Below are 14,728 nucleotides of genomic sequence, written 5' to 3'. Positions count from 1 at the left end.
CCGTAGCCTTCCCTCCGGAATTGCGTAATGAAACTGAGCTGTTGGGCCAAGGGCTCGTCCGGCGTCTTTAGACGAGGTATTGAGCCTCAAGCAGCGGTGCGCGGAGGCGCGCTGCCCTGTTCGATCCTGAGGGGACGGCATGAAGGTCTTGGTTCTCGGCGCCGGCGTGGTTGGCACGGCGGCCGCCTATTATTTGGCAAAGGACGGTCATGAGGTGACGGTGATCGAGCGCCACGAAGCGGCGGCGCGCGGCACCAGCCAGTCGAATGCCGGCCTGGTCTCGCCGGGCGACGCAACCGCCTGGGCCTCGCCCGCCGCGCTGAAAACCTTCCTGCGCGCGCTCTGGAACCACGACCTCGGCATCAAGGTCAGGCTGCGCCTCGATCCCTATTTCTATCTCTGGAGCCTGCGTTTCCTGCGCGAATGCACGGTGAAGCGGCTGCGCGCCAATACCGATATCAAGCTCAGGCTGGCACTCCACTCCCGCGATTGCATCAACGCGCTCTCGGAGGAAACCGGCATCCATTACGACGAACGCCGGAAGGGCATTCTCTACTTCTTCCGATCGCAAAAGAGCCTCGACACCGGCACCGACAATTACCGCTACATCGGCGAGCACGGCCTGCCGATCGAGATCGTCGGCCGCGAGCGCCTGGTCGAGCTGGAGCCAGGGCTCGCCGGCGTGAAGGAAAAGATCGCCGGCGGCATCTATTCGCCGATCGACCAGACTGGCGATTCCAAGCAGTTCACCGACAGGCTCGCGGCCTATGCCGCCGAGAAGCTCGGCGTCAAATTCCTGTTCGGCACGACGGTCCAGGGCCTCGACATCGAGGGCGATCGGGTGCGCGCCGTCATGACTTCGGCCGGCCCGCTCGCCGGCGACGCCATCGTCATCTCCATGGGGCCGGAAAGCGGCCTGCTCGGTCGCCGCTACGGCATCGACCTGCCGGTCTACCCGGTGAAGGGCTACACCGCGACGATTCCCCTGGAAGACGAAAGCAAGGGGCCGACCATGGGCGGCGCCGACGAGGACCGGCTGATCGGCTATTCGAGGCTCGGCAACCGCCTGCGCATGTCCTCGACGGCCGAATTCACCGGCTTCGACCGCAGCTTCAGGCCCGGCGATTTCAGAACCATCCTGGAAACCGGAAAGGACCTTTTCCCGGGCGCCTTCGACGAGAAGAAGGCCGTGCTGTGGGCAGGCCTGCGGCCGATGATGCCGAACTCGGTGCCGGTCATCGGCCAGGCGAAATACCGCAATCTCTATCTCGACACCGGCCACGGCCATGTCGGCTGGACCATGGCCTGCGGCTCGGGACAGTTCCTCGCCGACGTCGTTGCCGGCCGCAAGCCGCAGATCGATCCGCAGGGATTGCTCTACGGGACGGCGCGCTGAGCCGGCTTAGAGCTTCACGCCTGCTGCCAGGCCAACGCGTATTCGCCCCAGGCGCGCTCGATTGGCGGTGCGGTGCGTTCGCCTTTGCTCGTGACCGTAGCGCCATCCGACGCCAGCAGCGCGGCGCCGATGCTGGTGCCGGTCGAGGTCTCCGATGCAATGACGGGCCGTCTCGTCGCTGCCGCCAGCATGCGGATGAAAAGCGGGTTCTGCGCGAACGGTCCCTCGACGGTTGTCGGCCCGTCGCCGCCAATCAGCTCCAGGCAGGTCACGGTCATCAGCGCCAGGTAGAATGAGATGGCGGCGAAGCGCTGGCCGGAGCTCAGGTCGTCGGCGTTACACCATTGCGCGGCGCGCTGCGGAAACGGTCCGGAGCCCTGCTGAGTGGACGGCAGCAGCAGAGCTTTCTGCGCCAGCACGGCGGCAACGTCGTCTTCGCTCCATTCCTGTGGCTGGCCGTCGGTCAAAAGCGAGAACTCGCGTCCGCCCATGAAACGCGCCGACGGCACGGGATCGCCGAGCGCATTGACGTTGACCAGCGTGTCGCGCGCCGGATCGAGTTCCACCTTGCTGCCGCCGACCGCCATCGACACCACCCATGTGCCGGTCGAGACGACCGAGAAGGGCGGCTGATCTGACAGGAGGTGCGGCAGCAGCGAGGCGTTGGAATCGTGCAGTCCGCAGAATACGGGCGTCTGCGGGTCGAGCCCTGTGCGTTGCGCCAACTCCGGCAGGATCGGGCCAAGCCGATCCTTTGCTGGCCGCACCGGCGCCATCAACCGGCGCCATCCCATCCTGTCGACCAGCGAGGAATAGTCGGACGTCCAGGGATTCCACAGATCGGTGTGGCAGCCGAGCGAAGTCACCTCGTTGACCGCAACACCGGTCAGCCGCAGCGCCCAGTATTGCGGATACATCAGCATCGCGGCGGCCTTGGCGAATTCCGCCGGGAATTGTCTCTGCTGCCAGAAGAATTGCGCGCCGAGATTGAGGCCGATCGGCAACCGCGGCGTACCGGTTTCGGCGAAGGGCGGACGCACGGCGTCGTAGTCGGCCGCAAGCTGGTCGGGGCCGTCGAATTCATAGTCGAGCACCGGCAGCACCAGTTCGCCGGAGCGGTCGACCAGCGCACCGGTCGCGCCATGCGTGGTGATCGAGATCGCATCGATCCGCTGTTCGCGGTTGAGATCGGCCAGGCTGTCGAGGATGAACGTCCACAGCGCCTCGACATCGTGATGCGGGTAGGGCGCCTGCCGCACAGGAGCATTGGCGATACGGCGCAGTGCAATCTCGCTCAGCGTCGCGAGATCGACCAGCGCTACCTTGGCGTTGGTCTTGCCGATATCGATGACGGCGACGATCATGCCATATGGAACACGGTTTGCAGCGGAACCGCCACCGGCTCGTTGTCGGTTTTGGTTTCCATGAGGTCGGCCATATGCGCCCACCAACGCTGCATCACGGGGTGCTTTGGAAGGTCCGCCATGCCGTGGTTGTCACGCCGCCACAGCACCCCGAACAGGATGTTGGTTTCCTCGTCGAGATGAATCGAATAATCGGAGACGCCGGCCTGCTTCAGCAGATCAACCAGCTCGGGCCAGATCTCGTCATGGCGCCGCTGGTACTCGGCCTTCATGCCGGGATTGAGCTTCATCTTGAAGGCGTATTTCTCCATCAGGCGAAGCGTCCCTCGCGCAGCCGCCGCCAGACGATGGGCAGTGCGATGACGATGATCAGCAACAGGCCGATGAAGATCGACATGACGATGCCGGGCACGTTGAGTAGTCCGAGGCCAAAGGTCACCAACCCCATGATGAAGGCGGCGAGCACGACGCCCAGAATGCTGCCGGCGCCGCCGAGGATCGAGACGCCGCCCAGCACCACCATGGTGATCGCTTCGAGCTCGTAGCCCTGCGCGATCGACGGCCGCGTCGAACCGAGCCGCGAGGTGATCAGCACGGAGGCGATGCCCGACATCAGCCCGGTCAGGCAGAACAGGATGAATTTGATGCGGTTGACGCGCACGCCGGAGAATTGGCAGGCCACCGGGTTGTTGCCGATGGCAAAGACCCGGCGGCCGAAGCTCGTGCGGTGCAGGACGAACCAGTAGATCAGCGCCGCGATCAGGAACAGCGCCAGCTCGAACGAGAAGACCCACCAGACATAGCCTTGGCCGAAGAAGGCGAAGCTTTCCGGATAGCCTTTGTAGGCCTGGTCGCCGAGGATGATGAAGGCGATGCCGCGGAACAGGCTCATCGTGCCGATGGTGACGACGATGGAAGGCAGGCCGAGGCGGGTGACCAGCAACCCATTGAAGGCCCCACAGCCAAGGCCGACGACGATGCCGATCGCCACCAGCACTGGGGTGCCGGCGCCGGCCTGCACGGCCATGCCCATCATGGTCGAAGCCAAAGCCACGATCGCGGCAACCGAGAGATCGATCTCGCCGGAGATGATCAGCAGCGCCATGGCTAAAGCGATCAGCCCCTTTTCGGTGAAGTTGAAGGTCAGGTCCGACAGCGACCACGGGTCGAGGAAATAGGGCGAGGCGAAGCTGTTCACCGCGAAGATGGCGACCGCGATGACGACCAGCAGCGCTTCCCAGGAGAAGATCGCCGAGGACAGCGGCTTGTCGAGCCGGTCGGGGATATGGCGCGGGGCAGGGGTGTCGGTCATGCCGCTTCCGCCTTTCTCAGGATGATGCGGCCCTGCCGGCGCTCGCCGCGCGCGTTGAGCACCACGGCCAGGATGATGGCGCTGCCCGAGATCGCCATCTGCCAGAAGGGCGAGATGTTGATGACCGGCAGCGCGTTGGAGATGATGCCGAGGAACAGCGCCCCCAGCACCGCGCCGCCGACCGAGCCGATGCCGCCGGCGATCGAGATGCCGCCGATGACGCAGGCGGCGATGATGTTGAGCTCATAGCCGTTGGCGACCTCGACCGAGGCGATCACATAGCGCGAGATCCACAGATAGCCGGCGAGTCCGCCGATCATGCCGGAAATGCAAAAGACGATGAATTTGGTGCGGCCGACATCGATGCCGGCATAGACCGAGGCGGTCGGATTGACGCCAATGGCGTAGATCGAGCGGCCGATCGCGGTCCGCGTCATCACCAGGAAGAACAGCGCGATCACGACGATCGCGATCCAGGACAGCACCGGCAGGCCGAGGAAGGCAACGCGCTGGAAGTTGATGAAGTCCGGGCTCATCTGGTCGGCATTGACCCAGGCGCCGCCGGAGACGACGAAGGTGGCGCCCCGATAGATGGTGAGCGTGCCCAGCGTCACCACGATCGACGGGATGTTCAGCCGCCACACCAGGAAACCGTTGATCGCGCCGAGCACCAGGCCAACCAGCAGTGCGATGACGATCAGCACCGGGATCGGGATCGCCGGATGCGCTGCGTTGAGCATGGCCACCACCATTCCGGTGAAGCAGAGGTTGGAGGCCATCGACAGATCGATCGAGCGCGTCAGGATGACCACCATCTGTCCCAGCGCCAGGATCATCAGGATCGAGGTGTCGTTGAACACCTGGCGCAGATTGGCGGGGTCGGCGAAGCCGGGGAAGCGCGTCGAGATCAGGCCGATCAGCACGACGATGCCGGCAAGCAGCCAGATCTCGCGATATTTGAGGAAGCTCTTCATGCCGCGATCCCCGCTGCCGTCCGAACCAGCGTTTCGGCGTCGAGACCCTTGTTGTCGTAGGTCGCCGCGATACGGCCTTCGCGCATGGCCACGACGCGGTCCGACATGCCGAGGATTTCGGGCAGCTCGGACGACACCATGATCACCGACAGGCCTTGCGCGACCAACTCGGCCATGAAGCCGTGCACGGCGGCCTTGGAGCCGATGTCGATGCCCTTGGTCGGCTCGTCGAGGATGATCACCTTGGGCGCGGTCGCCAGCCATTTGGCGATCACCACCTTCTGCTGGTTGCCGCCGGAAAGGGTGCCGACATCCTGGCTGAGCGAGGAGGCGCGCAGGTCGAGACGCTCGGTGTAGGAGCGGGCGAGTGCGAACTCCTCCGCCAGCCGCAGCAGGCCGGATTTGGAGGTACGCGCCAGCGACGGCAGCGACACGTTCTGGAAGATCGGCAGGCCGATGACCACGCCCTGCTTGCCGCGTTCTTCGGGCACATAGACGATGCCGGCCTCGATCGAATCCGCAGCCGATTTCGGTGCGATCGTCCGGCCGTCGAGTGAAATCGCGCCCCGGCTCGTGCGGGTGATGCCGGCGATCGCCTGCATCACCTCGCTGCGCCCCGCGCCGACCAGCCCGTAGAAGCCGAGGATCTCGCCCTTGCGCAATTCGAAGCCGATATCGTCGAACTCGGTCGGATGCGACAGGCCGGAGATGGACAGCACCGGCGCGCCGATCTTCGGCTCGCGCTGCGGAAAGATGTGGTCGACATTGCGGCCGACCATCATGCGTACGATCTCGTTCTGGCTGGCGTCCTTGAGCAGGCCTTCGCCCACCATCTCGCCGTCGCGAAACACCGTATAGCGATCGGCGATGCGGTAGATCTCATCGAACTTGTGGCTGATGAAGAGCACCGCCTTGCCTTCGCTCTTCAGGAATTCGATCAGCAGGAAAAGCTCCTCGATCTCCTTCATCGAAAGGGCAGCGGTCGGCTCGTCCATGATGACGATGCGCGCATCGATCGACATGGCGCGGGCGACGGCTACAAGATGCTTGTTGGCGATGCCGAGATCTCTCAGTCGTGCATCGGCGTCGATATGGCCGGCGCGCATCGTCTCCAGCACCTCGCGCGCGTTCTTGCGCATGGTGCGCCAGTCGATGGTGCCGAAACGGGTGCGCGGCGCGTGGCCAAGGAAGATGTTCTCGGCGACCGACAGATCGTCGAACAGCACGGTTTCCTGATGGATGGCGGTGATGCCGTGGCCGAAGGCGGCATGCGCGCTCGGCAGCGTCGTGGCCTGGCCGTCGATGCCGATCTCGCCGGAGTCGGGCTGGTAGATGCCGGTCATGATCTTGACCAATGTCGACTTGCCGGCGCCGTTCTCGCCGATCAGCGCCGTCACCTGTCCAGGATAGAGCGACAGGCTGACATTATGCAGGGCACGCACGCCCGGGAAGCTTTTCGAGATGCCTGAGAGCGTCAGGCGAGGAGAGGCGCTTTGGGCCGGGCCTGAAGGCCCGGGCCGCTCCGTCTCTATTTTGCGCTGGGCTGTCGCGTCCATATCCGTATCAGGCCCCGAGAGAAGGTCCGTTTGAAGATGCGGCGGGACAATTGTCCCGCCGCAGGAACTTGAAGTCGACCGGAATCAGTAGATCTTGGAGAACTTGTCGATGTTGGTCTTGTCGAACTGGAAGGGCGGAGCCATCGCGGCCGAGTTGGTGTCGTCGAGCGTCACCTTGCCGACGCGGCCGATCGACAGCGTAGCGCCGGGCTTGGCTTCTTCCTTCTTCACCGCCAGGTCATGGGCGAGGTAGATCGCCGAGTAGCCGAGATCGATGGGGTTCCACAGCGCGACAGCCTGCGAAGCGCCGTTGTCGATGAACTTCTTGAATTCGGACGGCAGCGCCAGGCCGGTGACGTTGACCTTGCCGATCAGGTTCTCGTCGGTGACGACCTGCGCGGCGGCGACGACGCCGACGGTGGTCGGCGCGATGATCGCCTTGAGGTTCGGATAGGATTTCAGCAGGCCCTTGGCTTCATCGGTGCTCTTGGCCGAGTCGTCATCGCCATAGACGGTGGCGACCAGCTTGATCTTCGGGAACTTCTCCGGCAGCACCTTCTTGGCCGCCTCGATCCAGGCATTCTGGTTGGTCGCCGTCGAGGACGCCGAGAGGATCGCGACGTCGCCGCCTTCCGGCAGGTAGTCGGCGGCAAGCTTGATGATCGTCTCGCCGATCAGGCCGGTGTCGGACGGGTTGAGGTGAAGCTGGCGGCCTTCCTTGGCGACGCCGGAATCCCATGAAATGACGGTGATGCCGCGCTCCATCGCCTTCTTCAGCACAGGCACCAGGGCGTCGGCGTCATTGGCCGAAACGGCGATCGCGTTGACCTTCTGCGCGATCAGCGAATTGATCACTTCGATCTGCGCTTCGGCGGTCGCCTTGGTCGGGCCGGTGTAGATGACATCGACATCGCCCAGTTCCTTGGCCGCTTCCTCGGCGCCCTTGTTGGCGGCGTCGAAGAAGCCGTTGCCGAGCGACTTCACCACCAGCGCGATCTTGACGTTCTCGGCATAGGCGGCATTCACGAACATGGCGGTGGAAAAGGCCGCCGTAACCAGCAGTTTCTTCAAAAAGCTCATCGAATATCCTCCCTTGAGCGTTGCATTCCATCGCCGCTGCGGGCGTGAGTTTCCCTCAGGCCTGCAGTGAAGATTCTCCCTTGTCGCTTAACTGTCTGCGGGCGACGATCAGCGCCACGCCCGCCGTTTCCAGCATTTTGGCCTCGCGGTCCTCGATGCCGTCGTCGGTGATCACGGTCGCGATGCGCGACAGCCCGCACAGGATCAGGCTGGAGCGCATGCGGAATTTCGAGGAATCGACCAGCACCACCAGCTCGTCGGCCTGGTCGATCAGCTTCTGTTCCGCCTGGATCAGCAGCGGATCGCCTTCCATCAGTCCGAGCGGCCCCAGCCCCTGCGCACCCATGAACATGCGCCGCGCATAGAAGTTGCGCGTCACGTCATTGTCGAAGGGCGACAGGATGATGTTCTGCTCGCGGTAGATCGTGCCGCCCGACAGCATCACCGTGTTCTTCGAGTGCTTGAGCAGATGCTCGGCGATCGGGAAGGAATTGGTGAAGATCGGCATCCGGCGGCCGGTCAGGAAATGCACCATCTGGAAGGTTGTGGTGCCGCCATTGATGATGATCGGCTCGCCGTCCGTGCACAGGTTCACCGCTTCCCGCGCGATCGCCCGCTTTTGCGCGGCGTTCAGCGTTTCGTTGACCGAGAAGGGCCGGCCGGCAAGGCCGATGAACTGCGGCGGCGAGATCGCCTCGGCGCCGCCGCGCACCCGGCGCAAGCGTTTCTGGACATGGAGGGCCGCGATGTCGCGCCGGATCGTCGCCTCGGAGGAGTCCGTCAGCTCGACCATTTCCTGCACCGTCACCACAGGCTTTTCCTGGACGGCGGACAGAATGATCCTGTGGCGCTCTTTCTCGTGCATGGTTCCTCCCTGCCCAAGCATCAGGCCTTAGAAAACGCGCAGTGTCAATCATTTCCGATCAAATATTTTCATTGTGCAGTGCAATATGAGCGATATTGATCGTTTGTGATTGACAAGCGAGGCGCTTGCGTAGACATTCCCGGCGAGAAATGAGGGGTGCGGCGTTCGCGCTCCAAGGGAGGATACCTATGCTCGACAAGCGCTCCGGCTCGCGCCTCGCCAATCTTTGGGACGATGCAAAAGCCGAAGGGATGAGCGGTCCCGAGCTCCTGGTCTATCGCTCGAATACGCTGGGGTCCGACAAGCGCGTCACCAATTACGGTGGCGGCAACACCTCGTCCAAGGTCCGGCAGAAGGATCCGCTCACCGGCGAGGAGGTGGAAGTCCTCTGGGTCAAGGGCTCCGGTGGCGACAGCGCCTCGATCAAGCTTGACGGTTTCGCCACGCTTTACATGGACAAGCTGCGTGCCATCAAAGGTCTTTATCGCGGCGTCGAGCACGAGGACGAGATGGTGGGCTACCTGCCCCACTGCACCTTCAACCTCAATCCGCGCGCGGCCTCGATCGACACGCCGCTGCACGCTTACGTGCCGAAGGCTTGCGTCGACCACATGCATCCCGACGCCATCATCGCGGTTGCTGCCGCCAAGGATTCCAAGGCGATCACCAAGGAGATCTTCGGCGACGCCATCGGCTGGCTGCCCTGGAAGCGGCCGGGCTTCGAGCTGGGCCTGTGGCTGGAGAAATTCTGCCTCGAAAACCCCGATGCCAAGGGCGTCGTGCTGGAAAGCCACGGCCTGTTCACTTGGGGCGACACGCCGAAGGAGTGCTACGAGACGACGATCTCGGTGATCAACCAGGCGATCGACTGGTTCGAGCGGAAATCCGAGGGCAAGGCGATCTTCGGCGGCGAGGCGGTCCAGGCGCTCGACGCGCCGGCGCGCCGCGCCATCGCCGCCAAGCTGATGCCGAGGATCCGCGGCCTGATCTCCGAACAGAGCCACAAGCTCGGCCATTTCGACGATCAGCCGGCCGTGCTCGAATTCGTCAATTCGAGGGACCTGCGGCCGCTGGCGGCGCTCGGCACATCATGTCCCGATCACTTCCTGCGCACCAAGATCCGGCCGCTGGTCATCGAGTTCGATCCGGCCAAGCCGGATATCGACGCCGTCATTGCGCGGCTCGCCGACGACATCGCCGCCTATCGCGTCGGCTATCAGGCCTATTACGACAGCTGCAAGCATCCGGACTCGCCGGCCATCCGCGATCCCAATGCCGTGGTCTATCTGATGCCCGGCGTCGGCATGCTCACCTTCGCCGGCGACAAGGCGACGGCGCGCATATCCGGCGAGTTCTACGTCAACGCCATCAACGTCATGCGCGGCGCCTCGACGGTCTCGTCCTATGTCGGCCTGCCGGCGCAGGAAGCCTTCGACATCGAATACTGGCAGCTCGAGGAAGCCAAGCTCCAGCGCCTGCCGAAGCCGAAGGCGCTGGCCGGCCAGATCGCGCTGGTCACCGGCGGCGCCGGCGGCATCGGCCGTGCCACCGCCAACCGGCTGTTGCGCGAAGGCGCTTGCGTAATGCTGGCCGACATCGACGAAGCCGCGTTGGCCAGCGCCAATGACGAACTTTCGAAAGCCTACGGCAAGGACTTCGTCCGTCCGGTGCGGATCGATGTGACGTCGGAAGATCAGGTCGCCTCGGGCTTTGCCGAAACGTCGGTCGAATTCGGCGGCATCGACATCCTTGTGTCCAACGCAGGTCTCGCCTCCTCGGCACCGATCGAGGAGACGACGCTGGCGTTGTGGAACAAGAATATGGACATCCTGTCCACCGGCTATTTCCTGGTTTCGCGCGAGGCCTTCCGGTTGTTCCGCGCCCAGAAGATCGGCGGCAACGTCGTCTTCGTCGCCTCCAAAAACGGGCTTGCCGCTTCGCCGAACGCGTCCGCCTACTGCACGGCCAAGGCGGCTGAGATCCATCTTGCCCGCTGCCTCGCGCTGGAAGGGGCGGAGGCGCAGATCAGGGTCAATGTCGTCAATCCGGACGCCGTGCTGCGCGGCTCGAAAATCTGGACCGGCGAGTGGAAGGAACAGCGCGCCGCCGCCTACAAGATGTCGACCGACGATCTCGAGGAGCATTACCGCTCGCGCTCGATGCTGAAGCGCTCGGTCTTCCCGGAAGACATTGCCGAGGCGATCTACTTCTTCGCCTCCGACATGTCGGCCAAATCGACCGGCAATATCGTCAACGTCGACGCCGGCAACGCGCAGAGTTTTACGCGTTAGGCGCGCACTTCCCTTCTCCCCGTTCTACGGGGAGAAGGTGCCCGAAGGGCGGATGAGGGGCAGCGCCAGCCGACGAATACTGGGAGGAAATGCAGTGTCTGAAACGATCATCTCGACTGATGTCGTCGAAAAAAGCAACGCCGCGCGCAAACCCGACCTCGAGCGCGATTACGCCTCGCTCGGCGAGTGCCTCGACCGGCGCGGCATTGCCATCGACGCGATCCGCGACAAGGTCGAGAAATTCGGCGTGGCTATCCCGTCCTGGGGCGTCGGCACCGGCGGCACGCGCTTCGCCCGCTTTCCGGGTGCCGGCGAGCCGCGCGACATCTTCGACAAGATCGAGGATTGCGCCGTCATCAGCCAGCTGACGCAGGCGACACCGACCGTCTCGCTGCACATTCCGTGGGACAAGGCCGATGCGAACCGGCTGAAGCAGGCGGCGTCCCGCTTCGGCCTCGGCTTCGACGCGATGAATTCCAACACCTTCTCCGACGCGAAGGACCAGAAGCTTTCCTACAAATTCGGCTCGCTCTCGCATGCCGATGCCGGAACGCGCCGCCAGGCGGTCGAGCACAATCTCGAATGCATCGAGATCGGCAGGACGCTCGGCTCCAAGGCGCTGACGGTGTGGATCGGCGACGGCTCGAATTTCCCCGGCCAGGTCAATTTCGCCAAGGCGTTCGAGCGCTATCTCGACGCCATGCGCGAGATTTATGCCGGCCTGCCGGCCGACTGGCGGCTGTTCACCGAGCACAAGATGTATGAGCCGGCCTTCTATTCGACAGTGGTGCAGGATTGGGGCACCAACTACATCATTGCCAGGGAGCTCGGCGACAAGGCCTTCTGCCTGGTCGACCTCGGCCATCACGCGCCCAACGTGAACATCGAGATGATCGTGTCGCGGCTGATCCAGTTCGGCAAGCTCGGCGGCTTCCACTTCAACGATTCCAAGTATGGCGACGACGATCTCGACGCCGGCTCGATCGATCCCTACCGGCTGTTCCTCGTCTTCAACGAGCTGGTCGATGCCGAGCTCTCCGGGGCGGACGGCTTCAACCCCGCGCACATGCTCGACCAGAGCCACAACGTCACCGATCCGATCGAAAGCCTGATGCTGTCGGCGGTTGAGGTGCAGCGCGCCTATGCCCAGGCGCTGCTGGTCGACCGCAAGGCGCTGGATGGCTTCCAGGAGGAGAACGACGCGCTGATGGCGACGCAGACACTTAAAAGCGCCTACCGCACCGATGTCGAGCCGATCTTGGCGATGGCCAGACTGCGCACCGGCGGCGCGATCGATCCGGTCGCGGCCTATCGCGAGGCCGGCTACCGGGCCAAGGTCGCGGCCGAGCGGCCGGCAGTCGCCGGCGGTGGCGGCGGCATCGTCTGACAGGCAGATATCGGATTGATCTGGTCCAGCGCCATTGGCGGTGGACAGGTCCGCCGGCAGGGTCTTTCCTAGGCGTCCCCAACGCCAGGAGCACCGCCATGCCCTTGACCCGTCGGACGCTGATCGGCGTCACCCTTTTGCTCGCAATTGCCCTCGCGCCGCCGACCATCGTCCTTGCCGCCTCGCCGCAACCGGCCAAGGGCGAGCACGGCATGGTGGTGACAGCCCAGCATCTGGCGACCGAGATCGGCGTCGACGTGCTGAAAAAGGGCGGCAATGCGGTCGATGCCGCTGTTGCCGTCGGCTATGCGCTCGCCGTCGTCTATCCCAATGCCGGTAACATCGGCGGCGGCGGGTTCATGACCGTGCGCATGAAGGACGGCCGCACGACCTTCCTCGATTTCCGCGAGCGCGCGCCGCTCGCCGCGACCAAGACCATGTATCTCGACAAGGACGGCAATCCGGTGAAAGGCGCCAGCCTCGACGGCTATCTGGCGGTCGGCGTGCCGGGCTCGGTCGCCGGCTTCGAGATGGCACGCGAGAAATACGGCACGCTCGCCAGGCAGGATCTGATGGCGCCGGCGATTGCCTATGCCAAGGATGGGTTCGTGCTCAACCAGGGCGATGCCGCGTCGTTCGCAGGCGGCGCCGATCGTCTGGCCAAGGACCCGGCGGCGGCCGCCATCTTCCTGAAACCGGATGGCAAGCCTTACGGGATTGGCGAGAAGCTCGTTCAGCCGGACCTCGCCGCCTCGCTGTCGGCGATCTCGGAAAAGGGGCCGGACGCCTTCTACAAGGGCGCTATTGCCGACGCCATCGTCAAGGCGAGCGGCGCCAAGGGCGGCATCCTCGCCAAGGGCGATTTCGAGCAATATGCGGTGCGCGAACTGAAGCCGGTGACCTGCTCCTATCGCGGCTACGAGATCATCTCCTCGCCGCCGCCGAGCTCGGGCGGCATCATCATTTGCGAAATCCTCAACGTGCTCGAATTCTATCCGCTGTCCTATCTCGGCGCCGGATCGGCCGAAACGGTCCGTGTCATGGTCGAGGCCATGCGCCATGCCTATGTCGACCGCAACTCGGCGCTGGGCGATCCTGATTTCGTCGACAATCCGGTCTCGAAGCTGCTCGACAAGAACTATGCAAAAGACATCCGCGACAAGATCGATCCGTTCCGCGCCGGCGTGTCGAAGGGCCTGATGCCCAAGGGTTTCGGCGAGTCGAAGGAAACGACTCACTATTCGATCATCGACAATGACGGCAATGCGGTTGCGGTCACCTATACGCTGAACGGCTCCTTCGGCGCCGGGGTCGTCGCCGATGGCACCGGCATCCTGCTCAACAACGAGATGGACGATTTCACGCAGAAGCCCGGCGTGCCGAACCTCTACGGCCTGGTCCAGGGCGAGGCGAATGCCATCCAGCCGAAGAAGACGCCTTTATCCTCGATGAGCCCAACGATCGTGACCAAAGACGGCAAGCCGTTCATGGTCATCGGCAGTCCGGGCGGTTCGCGCATCATCACCATCACGCTCGAGGCGATCGTCAACGTCGTCGACCACGGCATGGACATCCAGCAGGCAATCGACGCGCCGCGCATCCATCATCAATGGCTGCCGGACACCATCTATGTCGAACCGTTCGGGCTTTCGCCGGACACGGAGAAGCTGCTTGCCGGCATGGGCTATCATCTGGACTTGAGCGACGAGACCTGGGGACAAGCCGCCGGCATTCTGGTCGGCGGCAAGAGCCTCAGCGAGATCGAGAAAGGCGGCGGCGCGCGCTACAACGGCGCCATTGACAGCCGCGCGGCAGCCGGCGAGGCTTTGGGATATTAAAGCATGATCCCAAAAAGGGGGAACGGGATCATGCTCAGATAAAATTACACAACCAGCGTGATGGTCGAGGCAATCAGCATCACGGCGGCGATGGCGACGAACAGCGCATAGATGCGTGGCCGGTCGAGCAGCAGCGCATTGCCGGAAATCCAGGCCGCCGTGGCCCCGCCAAGCGCGAACAGGAAGCCGTTGCGGTGGCCGAAGGACATGGAGGCGGCCATCAGGCCGCCGATGATCAGCGCGCCGAAGACGATGATGACGGCGACCGCGTATTTCTCGAAATCATTGCCGCCGCCCATCGCCGGCCCCATCGCATTGAGATTGGGCAGGTCGTCCGGGTCGAAAGGGTTGGTCGAGCCGTATTCGTCTTGACCGAGGGATTCGCGCATCATTCGTTCTCCGCTGAGCGGCAACAAACCATCAACGCCTGCCGAGTGCAACCCGGCAAAGCCGGCACGGCGATGCGTTCGCCGCCCCGCTGATGCCCGAGCGCCACGGTTTCCCGGTCGGTTTCAACGAGGTAGCGGCGTTGCGGTTCCACCTAAAGCGCGTCGCGCTGAAGCGGATTCCACAGTACACGACTCATTGGGGTTTTGATGGTCTTAGGGAAAGCGCTGAGCCATGCGGTTAGCGCGTTTTGGGGTGAGAAGTTGATCCATGCCCTG

General features: G+C 63.8%; 12 protein-coding genes. 4 read left to right on the top strand and 8 right to left on the bottom strand.

The annotated features are described in order from the left end of the window. Positions 1 to 139: 139 nt before the first annotated feature. On the top strand, positions 140 to 1,396 hold the full coding sequence (locus tag FJ424_RS30485; RefSeq protein ID WP_140659380.1) for a D-amino acid dehydrogenase: 1,257 nt from the start codon (positions 140 to 142) through the stop codon (positions 1,394 to 1,396). Positions 1,397 to 1,410: 14 nt separating this feature from the next. On the opposite strand, the gene FJ424_RS30480 is transcribed toward FJ424_RS30485, so the two are convergent. The 7 genes from FJ424_RS30480 to FJ424_RS30450 all read right to left on the bottom strand — a co-directional run bounded on the left by FJ424_RS30480 (position 1,411) and on the right by FJ424_RS30450 (position 8,547). After that, positions 1,411 to 2,760 carry an FGGY-family carbohydrate kinase gene (locus FJ424_RS30480; RefSeq protein WP_140659379.1) on the bottom strand — a complete coding sequence of 450 codons (1,350 nt, stop codon included), beginning with the start codon at positions 2,758 to 2,760 and terminating at the stop codon, positions 1,411 to 1,413. Continuing rightward, positions 2,757 to 3,071, bottom strand: coding sequence for an L-rhamnose mutarotase (rhaM, locus tag FJ424_RS30475; protein ID WP_181182225.1), 315 nt, complete (start codon positions 3,069 to 3,071; stop codon positions 2,757 to 2,759). Before rhaM ends, FJ424_RS30480 begins: the two co-directional genes overlap by 4 nt. Further along, positions 3,071 to 4,072 (bottom strand): ABC transporter permease, encoded by a 1,002-nt coding sequence (locus tag FJ424_RS30470; RefSeq protein WP_140659378.1) that lies wholly within the window; start codon positions 4,070 to 4,072, stop codon positions 3,071 to 3,073. Before FJ424_RS30470 ends, rhaM begins: the two co-directional genes overlap by 1 nt. Next, on the bottom strand, positions 4,069 to 5,046 hold the full coding sequence (locus FJ424_RS30465) for an ABC transporter permease (protein ID WP_140659377.1): 978 nt from the start codon (positions 5,044 to 5,046) through the stop codon (positions 4,069 to 4,071). Before FJ424_RS30465 ends, FJ424_RS30470 begins: the two co-directional genes overlap by 4 nt. Then, positions 5,043 to 6,602 (bottom strand): sugar ABC transporter ATP-binding protein, encoded by a 1,560-nt coding sequence (locus tag FJ424_RS30460; RefSeq protein ID WP_140659376.1) that lies wholly within the window; start codon positions 6,600 to 6,602, stop codon positions 5,043 to 5,045. Before FJ424_RS30460 ends, FJ424_RS30465 begins: the two co-directional genes overlap by 4 nt. Before the next feature lie 84 nt (positions 6,603 to 6,686). Then, positions 6,687 to 7,682, bottom strand: coding sequence for a rhamnose ABC transporter substrate-binding protein (rhaS, locus tag FJ424_RS30455; protein ID WP_140659375.1), 996 nt, complete (start codon positions 7,680 to 7,682; stop codon positions 6,687 to 6,689). Between the two features lie 55 nt (positions 7,683 to 7,737). Next, positions 7,738 to 8,547, bottom strand: a complete 810-nt coding sequence (locus FJ424_RS30450; RefSeq protein ID WP_140659374.1) for a DeoR/GlpR family DNA-binding transcription regulator — start codon at positions 8,545 to 8,547, stop codon at positions 7,738 to 7,740. A 188-nt stretch (positions 8,548 to 8,735) separates the two neighbouring features. Here FJ424_RS30450 and FJ424_RS30445 point away from each other — a divergent pair, with 188 nt between their 5' ends. From FJ424_RS30445 to ggt, 3 genes are all read left to right on the top strand, one after another. After that, entirely contained in the window at positions 8,736 to 10,838 is a 2,103-nt protein-coding gene (locus FJ424_RS30445; RefSeq protein WP_140659373.1) for a bifunctional rhamnulose-1-phosphate aldolase/short-chain dehydrogenase, read from the top strand. A 94-nt stretch (positions 10,839 to 10,932) separates the two neighbouring features. Next, positions 10,933 to 12,225, top strand: a complete 1,293-nt coding sequence (gene rhaI / locus FJ424_RS30440) for an L-rhamnose catabolism isomerase (RefSeq protein WP_246677395.1) — start codon at positions 10,933 to 10,935, stop codon at positions 12,223 to 12,225. 98 nt (positions 12,226 to 12,323) lie between these two features. After that, positions 12,324 to 14,063 carry a gamma-glutamyltransferase gene (ggt, locus tag FJ424_RS30435; RefSeq protein ID WP_140659371.1) on the top strand — a complete coding sequence of 580 codons (1,740 nt, stop codon included), beginning with the start codon at positions 12,324 to 12,326 and terminating at the stop codon, positions 14,061 to 14,063. Positions 14,064 to 14,107: 44 nt separating this feature from the next. Here ggt and FJ424_RS30430 read toward each other — a convergent pair whose 3' ends face one another. Beyond that, entirely contained in the window at positions 14,108 to 14,455 is a 348-nt protein-coding gene (locus FJ424_RS30430; RefSeq protein WP_246672509.1) for a hypothetical protein, read from the bottom strand. Positions 14,456 to 14,728: the final 273 nt, after the last annotated feature.

The sequence above is a fragment of the Mesorhizobium sp. B3-1-8 genome (genome assembly GCF_006439495.1).
Lineage (GTDB): Bacteria > Pseudomonadota > Alphaproteobacteria > Rhizobiales > Rhizobiaceae > Mesorhizobium.
This window is presented reverse-complemented; position numbering and strand designations above follow the sequence as displayed.

Coding starts and splice junctions, on each gene's coding strand:
- FJ424_RS30430 (WP_246672509.1), bottom strand. CDS start 14,455: ATGATGCGCGAATCCCTCGGTCAAGACGAATACGGCTCGACCAACCCT.
- ggt (WP_140659371.1), top strand. CDS start 12,324: ATGCCCTTGACCCGTCGGACGCTGATCGGCGTCACCCTTTTGCTCGCA.
- FJ424_RS30445 (WP_140659373.1), top strand. CDS start 8,736: ATGCTCGACAAGCGCTCCGGCTCGCGCCTCGCCAATCTTTGGGACGAT.
- FJ424_RS30460 (WP_140659376.1), bottom strand. CDS start 6,602: ATGGACGCGACAGCCCAGCGCAAAATAGAGACGGAGCGGCCCGGGCCT.
- rhaM (WP_181182225.1), bottom strand. CDS start 3,071: ATGGAGAAATACGCCTTCAAGATGAAGCTCAATCCCGGCATGAAGGCC.
- FJ424_RS30465 (WP_140659377.1), bottom strand. CDS start 5,046: ATGAAGAGCTTCCTCAAATATCGCGAGATCTGGCTGCTTGCCGGCATC.
- FJ424_RS30470 (WP_140659378.1), bottom strand. CDS start 4,072: ATGACCGACACCCCTGCCCCGCGCCATATCCCCGACCGGCTCGACAAG.
- rhaS (WP_140659375.1), bottom strand. CDS start 7,682: ATGAGCTTTTTGAAGAAACTGCTGGTTACGGCGGCCTTTTCCACCGCC.
- FJ424_RS30485 (WP_140659380.1), top strand. CDS start 140: ATGAAGGTCTTGGTTCTCGGCGCCGGCGTGGTTGGCACGGCGGCCGCC.
- FJ424_RS30480 (WP_140659379.1), bottom strand. CDS start 2,760: ATGATCGTCGCCGTCATCGATATCGGCAAGACCAACGCCAAGGTAGCG.
- FJ424_RS30450 (WP_140659374.1), bottom strand. CDS start 8,547: ATGCACGAGAAAGAGCGCCACAGGATCATTCTGTCCGCCGTCCAGGAA.